The organism is uncultured Cetobacterium sp. (genome assembly GCF_947038635.1).
Lineage (GTDB): Bacteria > Fusobacteriota > Fusobacteriia > Fusobacteriales > Fusobacteriaceae > Cetobacterium_A.
This window is the reverse complement of record NZ_CAMQXC010000131.1, coordinates 1-5762: the sequence shown is the minus strand read 5'-3', so window position 1 is coordinate 5762 and position 5762 is coordinate 1. Positions and strand designations below refer to the sequence as shown.

The 5762-nt window shown below is 27.7% G+C and carries 7 protein-coding genes and 1 pseudogene; all 8 read left to right on the top strand.

From position 1 onward, the window contains the following. Positions 1-925: AAA family ATPase (locus tag Q0V08_RS10210; protein WP_297434472.1), on the top strand; the 925-nt coding region annotated here is incomplete at its 5' end. Between the two features lie 15 nt (positions 926-940). After that, positions 941-1957, top strand: a complete 1017-nt coding sequence (lpxK, locus tag Q0V08_RS10205; protein ID WP_297434470.1) for a tetraacyldisaccharide 4'-kinase — start codon at positions 941-943, stop codon at positions 1955-1957. After that, complete coding sequence (locus Q0V08_RS10200) at positions 1947-2657, top strand: hypothetical protein (protein ID WP_297434468.1); 711 nt, start codon at positions 1947-1949, stop codon at positions 2655-2657. Before lpxK ends, Q0V08_RS10200 begins: the two co-directional genes overlap by 11 nt. Before the next feature lie 12 nt (positions 2658-2669). After that, positions 2670-3122, top strand: a complete 453-nt coding sequence (locus Q0V08_RS10195; protein ID WP_297434466.1) for a PTS sugar transporter subunit IIA — start codon at positions 2670-2672, stop codon at positions 3120-3122. Between the two features lies 1 nt (position 3123). Further along, on the top strand, positions 3124-3690 hold the full coding sequence (gene nadD, locus Q0V08_RS10190) for a nicotinate-nucleotide adenylyltransferase (protein ID WP_297434465.1): 567 nt from the start codon (positions 3124-3126) through the stop codon (positions 3688-3690). 111 nt (positions 3691-3801) lie between these two features. Beyond that, the gene (locus Q0V08_RS10185; RefSeq protein WP_297434463.1) at positions 3802-4488 is read left to right on the top strand and encodes an isoprenyl transferase; all 687 of its coding nucleotides are present in this window, start codon (positions 3802-3804) and stop codon (positions 4486-4488) included. Next, the gene (locus Q0V08_RS10180; protein WP_297434460.1) at positions 4489-5301 is read left to right on the top strand and encodes a phosphatidate cytidylyltransferase; all 813 of its coding nucleotides are present in this window, start codon (positions 4489-4491) and stop codon (positions 5299-5301) included. Positions 5302-5370: 69 nt separating this feature from the next. After that, a pseudogene (locus Q0V08_RS10175) lies at positions 5371-5762 on the top strand (1-deoxy-D-xylulose-5-phosphate reductoisomerase); the annotation flags it as partial.

The window sequence follows — 5762 nt, the reverse complement described above, 5'->3', positions numbered from 1 at the left end:
GGCTCATACTATAGCAGAAGATATAAAAAATAAAAATATAAAATTTGAAAATGAAAACCAAGAACTAAAAGATATGAAAAAAGAGGATCATATTTTAGAAGAAAAATCAAAAGATATGATAAAAAATTCAAGAGAAATTGAAACAACTTTATTCAAAGAGAAAGAGATTTTAAATAGAGAGCTAGAAAGAAAGGAGAGAATTTCTAGAGAGATTGAAGAGATTTTAGTTCAATTAGAAGAGTTACTAGAAGTTGAAGAGTATTCTTTAAAAGAGGAGGATATAAAAGCTTCAAGAACAAAAGTAAGAGAGTTAGAATTAAAATTAAGAGGTTTTGAATCTGTAAATTTACTTTCAATTGAGGAGTTTAAAGAGTTAGATAATAAATATAAATTTATTGATCTGCAAAGAGAGGATTTAGTAAAAGGAGAGAAAAGTTTATCTCTTTTAATAAAAGAGATTGACCAAACAATTGAAGAGAAATTCTATGAAGCTTATGAGGAGATAAATAAAAACTTTAATGAGATGTGTATAGAGACATTAGATAACTCAGAGGGAAAATTATCACTTCACAATGGAGAAGATTTCCAAAATTGTGGTGTTGAAATATCGGTAAAGTACAAAAATAAAAAAAGACAAGCTCTTTCACTACTTTCTGGTGGAGAAAAGTCAATGGTTGCAATAGCATTTATAATGGCAATATTTATGTATAAACCTAGTCCGTTCACATTTTTAGATGAGATTGAGGCTGCTCTTGATGAAAAAAATACCAGAAAATTAATTGGAAAATTAAAAGAATTTACTGATAGATCTCAATTTATTTTAATAACTCATAATAAAGAAACTATGAAAGCATCAGATTCTCTATATGGAGTAACAATGAATAAAAAAATAGGAATTTCTAAATTAGTTCAAGTAAAAATTTAGTAAAGAGAGGAAAAAATGAGACTTTTATCGTATATATATTTTTTAATAACCTCAATACGAAATTGGCTTTACGATAAAAGGTATCTTAAAATAAATGAGATACCAGATGTTGATATTTTATGTATAGGGAATATAACTGTTGGAGGGACTGGTAAAACTCCAGCAGTTCAATTCTTTGCAAAAAAACTTCTGAAAATGGGGAGAAAAGTTGCTATAGTATCAAGAGGATATAGAGGAAAAAGAAAAATTGATCCATTAGTAGTAAGTGATGGAAAAAAAATATTAGTTACATCTAAAGAGAGTGGAGATGAGCCTTACATCCATGCTTTAAATTTAAAAGTTCCAGTTATAGTTGGAAGAAATAGATATGAAGCTTGTAAATTAGCAGTGGAAAAATTTGGAGTAGACACAATAATATTAGATGATGGTTTTCAGCATAGAAAACTAAAGAGAAATAGAGATATTGTATTGATTGATGCAACAAATCCTTTTGGCTGGGGAGCATTATTACCCAAAGGAACTTTAAGAGAGGACTTTCAAAAAGGTGGAGAGAGAGCAAGTGAATTTATAATAACAAAATCAGATTTAATATCTGAAAGTGATTTAGAGACATTAAAAAGATTTTTAAAAGTAAAATTTAAGAAGTCAGTTTCAGTTGCTAAACATGGAGTAACTTCGTTGTGTGATATAAAAGGAAATGCAAAGCCATTATTTTGGGTAGCAGGGAAAAGAGTTCTTCTTTTTTCAGGTCTTGCAAATCCACTTAATTTTGAAAAGACAGTAATTTCTTTAAATCCAGAGTACATAGAAAGAGTAGATTTTATGGATCATCATGATTTTAAAGAAAAAGACTTTGATGTTATAAAAAAAAGAGCGAAAGCGATGGATGCAGATTTTATAATAACAACAGAAAAAGATTTAGTAAAACTTCCTAAAGGATTAGAGATGGACAATTTATTTGTTCTTAAAATAGAGTTTACAATGTTAGAAGATAATAGCTTAAAAGGGTTTGGTGAAATAAATGAAAGATAGAATAGAAAAAAGAGTAGCAAAAGTAATTGAAAATGCGGATACTCTTGACAAAAGAGCCTACTTAACTATCGATTGTGATGGTATAGTTAAGAGAAAAGAGATGAATTTTTCAATTCCTCTAATGGTATTTTGTGAAAACGATGAGCTTTTTGAAAGAGTTTTAAAAGAAGAGAGTAATAAGATAGAGAGAATTAAAGAGAAGAAAATAGAAAGATTATCAAATATATCTGTTGATAAGTTAAGGGAAAATTTTATGAAGCTAGTGATAAAAGGTGAATTAGAATTCTCTAAAAAATATGGAAAAGAGTTAGCTTTAAAAGATAAAGAGGAGTTCATAAAAACTATATTTAATCTATCTCTTATGGATAATATAAATTTTTATAAACCTTTAATGGCTTTAGCTATGAAAGAGATTATAGAGAATGTGGGATGGATAGATGAAATAGGATATTTAATTATCAGCTATTTTACAAAACAAAGATATGATTTAAGTCAATTAGAAAATGCTATAGAAGATGAAAGTGAGATTACTGAAGTTCCTGAAAATATATCATTGTTAGCATATAAGAAAGTATTAGAAAGCTATACTTATAAAAATGAAAAGAAGTATAGAGCGATGTTGTTAAATGGAGTTAAAAATCAAAATAAAATAACTCAATGGCAAATTGAAGATGAAATTTTAAATAGCATAAAGTTTTAAAGGGGGCAACAAGTGTTAAATTATTTTAATATAAAAATGATTAACATTATAGATAATAAATCTGTTTCAAAAAATGAGATATTAAAAGTAATGGTATCTAATATGGTTGAAAATAGCGATTTAATTTCTGATAAGGATATATTCTATAAAGAGATTTTAGAAAGAGAAAATGTTGGAACTACAGGAATTGGAATGGGAGTTGCAATTCCTCACGCAAGAACAGAAGTAGTAAAAGATATAGTAGTATCAGTTGCACTACTAAAAAGGCCTGTGGATTTTGATTCATTAGATGGAGAGAAAGTTAAAATAGTAATATTAGTAGGAGCACCAAAAGGTGAAAGTAAAAAGTATTTAGAATTACTTTCATCATTAGCTAAAATTTTTAGAGATAAAAAAATTAGAGAAAGTATTTTAGAAAGTACTACTACAGAGTGTTTAATTGAAGCTATTGCGGAGATTGGATAAAATGAAAATAGGAATATATGGAGGTAGCTTCAATCCTATCCATAATGGTCATATATATATGGCAAAGTTTATTATAGACTATTTGAAACTAGATAAACTTATTATTGTGCCTGTAGGAACTCCTTCACACAGAAAAAATATATTAGCAAATGCAAATATGAGATTAAAAATGTGTGAGATAGCATTTAAAAATGAGAAAAAAATAGAGGTTTCTGAAATAGAGATTAAATCAAAAGAGGTTTCATTTACTTATGATACGCTATTAAAAATTATTGAACTTTACCCGGGAAATGAATACTTTGAAATTATTGGTGAGGATTCAGGAGAGTATTTTCATAAATGGAAAAATTATAAAGAGATTTTAAAATTAGCTAAAGTAGTTGTTCTTCAAAGAGAAGGATATAGTACTTTATTAAAAGATTCAAATCTTTTACAAGTTAAAAATCCGTTTTTAAATTTTTCTTCAACAAGAGTAAGAGAAGCTATTTTAAAAGAGGAATCGATAGAAAATATGGTACCAAAAGAGATAGCGGAGTTCATAAAAGTTAATAAACTATACAAAAAGTAAAAGGAGGTAGCATAAAAACTACCTCTTTTGTTCACTTAGGAACCATTTTTTTTATGGAAAAAATGTTCTAAATATGGTAAAATTTAGTGATTTATTGAGAGGAGAGAAATAATGAGTTTAAGAGTACCAAATCATATAGCAATAATTATGGACGGTAATGGGCGTTGGGCAAAAGAAAAGGGAATGCCTAGAACATATGGACATAAAGCTGGAGCAGATACTTTAAGAAAAATATTAACTTCTTGTGGAGAGTTAGGTATAAAATATTTAACAGTTTATGCTTTTTCAACAGAAAATTGGAAAAGAGCAAAGGAAGAAGTAGATACTTTAATGTTTCTTTTCAAAACTTATTTAAAAAATGAAAAAAAATTATTGATGAAAAATAATGTTAAATTTTTAGTTTCTGGAAGAAAAGAGGGAGTTAGTAAAGATCTTCTCGCAGAGATTGATAAGTTAGAAGAAGCAACAAAAGGAAATACAGGGATAACATTGAATATAGCTTTTAACTATGGAGGCAGAGCTGAGTTAGTTGATGCTATAAAAGAGATTGTAAAAAATAATGAAAAAGAGATAACTGAAGAAACTGTAGAAAAATATTTATACAATCAGTTACCAGATCCGGAGTTACTAATAAGAACGAGTGGAGAGATGAGAATTTCTAATTTTTTATTATGGCAAATAGCCTATTCTGAAATATATGTAACAGATACTTATTGGCCAGATTTTAATAAAGATGAGTTGATAAAGGCTATAGAGAGTTATCAAAAAAGAGATAGGCGTTTTGGAGGAGTAAAATAGATGTTAAATAGAATATTAGTAGCTTTAATAGGAATACCGCTTTTAATAACAGTACTATTAAAAGGAGGATTTTTACTATTACTGTTTGTGAACTTTGTTATTTTAGTAGGGTTGTTTGAATTTTATAAAATGGCAGAAATTGGTGGAAAAAAACCAGATGTAAATTTAGGATATATAGCTGGATTAGCTATACCAAATATAATATATTTTGCAAATGTAGATAATTCAACACTTATACTTATGCCTATAACGTTATTGACAATAGCTTTGATAGGAAAAAAAGTTTTACAAAATAAAGTTGAAAATTCTAGTAGAGATATTGGAGTTACATTGCTTGGAGTTGTTTATATTTCGGGATTGTTTACACATCTATTATTAATGAACTATCTTCCAAATGGTGGGAAGTGGTTATTGACAATTCAAATTTTAGTATGGGTATGTGATTCGTTTGCATATTTTGTAGGAATGGGAATAGGTAGAAAGATATTCAAACAAGGATTTAGTTCAATTAGTCCAAAAAAATCTATAGAGGGTTCTATTGGAGGAATAGTTTTTACAATGGGAACTATTTATCTTATAAACAAGTATTTTAATATTTTTGGAACTGATGTAAGCATAATAGTAGTTTTATTATTTGGATTTTTAATTAGTATCGTAGCTCAAATAGGTGATTTAGGTGAATCTATGTTTAAAAGAGAGTTTAAAGTAAAAGATTCAGGAAAATTACTAGGAGAACATGGTGGAATATTAGATCGTTTTGATAGTATGCTATTTGTTGTACCAGTTGTATATTATTTATTAAAATTTATTTAGAGAAAAGGGTAGCTTAAAAAGCTACCATTTTTTTAGAAGAGAAATATAAAGAATTTGAGGAGAGGAAGTATGAAAAGTATAACTATATTGGGTTCTACAGGAAGTATTGGAACAAATGCATTAAAAGTTATAGAAGCAAAAAAAGAGAAATTCAAGGTTATAGGGATGTCTGCGTATTCAAATTTAGAATTATTTAAAGAACAAATAGAAAAATTTAATCCAAAGTATCTTTGCATAGGATCTGAAGAAAATGCTGAAATTTTAAAGGGATTATATCCAGAAAAAATAATATATTTTGGAGATAATGGATTAAAACTCATGGGAGCTTTAGAGGAAACTGATATAGTTTTAACAGCTATAAGTGGATCGATTGGAATTGAAGCTACAGTTGAAGCGATAAAAAAAGAAAAAAGAATTGCTTTAGCAAACAAAGAAACTATGGTGGCTGCAGGAGATTATAT

Bases quoted from the DNA above. Each gene is read 5' to 3' on its own strand.
- lpxK (WP_297434470.1), top strand. From the start codon at position 941: ATGAGACTTTTATCGTATATATATTTTTTAATAACCTCAATACGAAAT.
- Q0V08_RS10200 (WP_297434468.1), top strand. From the start codon at position 1,947: ATGAAAGATAGAATAGAAAAAAGAGTAGCAAAAGTAATTGAAAATGCG.
- nadD (WP_297434465.1), top strand. From the start codon at position 3,124: ATGAAAATAGGAATATATGGAGGTAGCTTCAATCCTATCCATAATGGT.
- Q0V08_RS10185 (WP_297434463.1), top strand. From the start codon at position 3,802: ATGAGTTTAAGAGTACCAAATCATATAGCAATAATTATGGACGGTAAT.
- Q0V08_RS10180 (WP_297434460.1), top strand. From the start codon at position 4,489: ATGTTAAATAGAATATTAGTAGCTTTAATAGGAATACCGCTTTTAATA.